This window comes from Streptomyces sp. NPDC045470 (assembly GCF_040646595.1).
Taxonomy (GTDB): Bacteria; Actinomycetota; Actinomycetes; order Streptomycetales; family Streptomycetaceae; genus Streptomyces.
Genome location: NZ_JBEZAN010000058.1, coordinates 1 through 2,141 on the forward strand (window position 1 = coordinate 1; position 2,141 = coordinate 2,141).

Sequence of the window (2,141 nt, forward strand, 5' to 3'; positions counted from 1 at the left end):
ACTCGTGCCCGTCCGCCCGATGACCTGCTGAACCAACCACCAGCCGAACCTCCAGGCCAACACGCCTCACGACCAATCGCGGGAGAGCCCGTTAGTTACCTGTGATCAACGCACAGCAGAAGGGGAGATCATGACCACCTACGTACTGGTCCACGGCGCCGGACATGGCGGTTGGTGCTATCAGAAGGTTGCTCGTCTGCTGGAGGCCGCGGGCCACACCGTGTATTGCCCGACCCTGACCGGATTGGGTGATCGGTCGCATCTTGTGAGCCCCGATGTCGATCTGAACATGCACATCACCGAAGTGGTCAACCTCCTTTTCTACGAGGCCCTGAGAGACGTGGTGCTCGTCGGCCACAGCTACGGTGGCACAGTGATCCGGGGAGCCGCTGATCGCGTCAGTGACCGGGTCGGGAAGCTCGTGTTTCTCGACGCCCCCGATGGCCGATCGCAGATCGAGGCCTTCCCGGCGCTCCTCAAGGAGAGAGAAAACGGCCAGGTGATCGACGGTGTCGAGCTAGTGCTCTTTCCCAGCGAGGACCTGGTGAGGTTCTTCGGGGTCACGGACCCCAAGGACATCGAATGGATGCTGCCACGCCTCACCCCGCACCCGTGGAAAACCCTTGAGCAGCCGCTCGTCCTGAGCGACGAGCCAACACTGGAGGCGACACCGCAGTACCGGATCGTCTCCACCGCGAGTCTGGATCTCGGTGTCCACAACCAGGACCTGATAGCCAAGGCGCGCTCTGAAGGTCGCTTCTGGGAGATCGACAGTGGACACGATCTCATGATCAGCGAGCCTGAGACCGTCTCCGGTTTGCTGACAGAGATTGCGTCCGAAGCGGTCCGGACCACGGGCGGAGTGTAGGCGCCGGCCCACACCGATACACCGGCCGCAGGGCAGGGCAGGGCTGCGGCGAGGCCGAGGAAGACCAGGTAGTCGCGAGGGCCTCGTTCGTAGCGGGGGATGAGCCTGCGGCAGCCAGCCAGGGCAAGGTCCGTTCGATCACCCACTGCGGCGCCAAGCCCCGATCTCAACTACCCTGCCTGCCATGCCGGGTCTGCCGCAGCACCCTCATGTCGAGACAGCGGTCCGCTACCACGAGGCTGTCGCCCACGGGGCCGTGGGCGAGGAGCTCGCTCGCTACTTCGACGAGCACGTGGTGCAGGAGGAGTTCCCCAACGCCTTGTTCCCCGAAGGCGTCCGACGTGACCTGTCCGACGTACTGGAGAGCGCTGAGCGGGGCCGGGCACTCCTTGCCCACCAGCGGTTCGACGTACACAACGCGGTCGCGGCCGGCGACCAGGTGGCTGTGGAGGTGACCTGGTCCGGAACTCTCGCCGTCCCGATGGGAACCCTGCCCGCCGGCCACGTATTGCGAGCGCGTATCGCGGTTTTCCTCGAATTCCGGGACGGCAAGATCTGCGCCCAGCGGAACTACGACTGCTACGAAAGGCTGGATCGCGATCAGGATTCGGGGTGACTGCGAAGGCTACGGTCCACACCACTGAACAGCACCTCCGAGCCGACAAAATCCGCTCGACGGGGACACCACGTAAAGGGAATCACGGACGAGTGACGTCAGCCGAAGCAGCAGCCGTCGCTCTACAAGAGCGGGCCGACCTCAGGAGTATGGGGAAATCCGCGCGAGCCCATAGCCCGGCGAACGCTTTCCCCCCGATCCCTCCGGGGGCTCCACCGGGTGCGGACGGCGATCGAGGCGAGGTGATGCGGCTGAAAAGCGACCGGGATCGCGGTTCAGATTGTGCGGCGGAGAGACAGCGGCTTCCGCGGGACCTGGGCCAAGGCCGACGCCCCGTCTCAGCGACGTACCGCTCTTCACGGTGGTCCCGCGCTGCTGGCTGGCAGAGCGTGGTTTCGCCTGGCTGAGACGCTACCGACGGCTCTTGAAGATTTACGGACACCTCGCCGCCAGCCAGGAGCACGTGATCTACCTGGCCACCATCATGCTCCTACTCCACCCTGTGAGAACCCCGCCCCGGCCGCGCCTTCTCGGACATCCTCTGCACCGTGTCCGTGAAGGCTTAGAGGGTGTCTGAGAAGCCCCGTTCAGGGCAGGACCCGTGCTGTGCGGTGCAGTAGGAGCATGATCGTGGCAAGGTAGATCGCGTTCTCCTGG

At 64.6% G+C, this 2,141-nt stretch carries 2 protein-coding genes and 2 pseudogenes; 3 read left to right on the forward strand and 1 reads right to left on the reverse strand.

The window, feature by feature from the left end:
- The first annotated feature begins 130 nt into the window (after nt 1–130).
- Nucleotides 131–868 (forward strand): alpha/beta hydrolase family protein, encoded by a 738-nt coding sequence (locus tag AB0A97_RS41610; RefSeq protein ID WP_361161308.1) that lies wholly within the window; start codon nt 131–133, stop codon nt 866–868.
- 32 nt (nt 869–900) lie between these two features.
- On the opposite strand, the pseudogene AB0A97_RS41615 reads toward AB0A97_RS41610, so the two are convergent.
- Nucleotides 901–1,016: pseudogene (locus AB0A97_RS41615) on the reverse strand (IS5/IS1182 family transposase); the annotation flags it as partial.
- 36 nt (nt 1,017–1,052) lie between these two features.
- Here AB0A97_RS41615 and AB0A97_RS41620 point away from each other — a divergent pair.
- Together AB0A97_RS41620 and AB0A97_RS41625 are read left to right on the forward strand one after the other, a co-directional pair.
- Entirely contained in the window at nt 1,053–1,484 is a 432-nt protein-coding gene (locus tag AB0A97_RS41620) for a nuclear transport factor 2 family protein (RefSeq protein WP_361161311.1), read from the forward strand.
- Between the two features lie 343 nt (nt 1,485–1,827).
- Nucleotides 1,828–1,920, forward strand: a pseudogene (locus AB0A97_RS41625) (IS5/IS1182 family transposase); the annotation flags it as partial.
- Between the last annotated feature and the right edge of the window lie 221 nt (nt 1,921–2,141).

Excerpts from the sequence above, each read along its gene's own strand:
- AB0A97_RS41620 (WP_361161311.1), top strand. The coding sequence starts at position 1,053 with ATGCCGGGTCTGCCGCAGCACCCTCATGTCGAGACAGCGGTCCGCTAC.
- AB0A97_RS41610 (WP_361161308.1), top strand. The coding sequence starts at position 131 with ATGACCACCTACGTACTGGTCCACGGCGCCGGACATGGCGGTTGGTGC.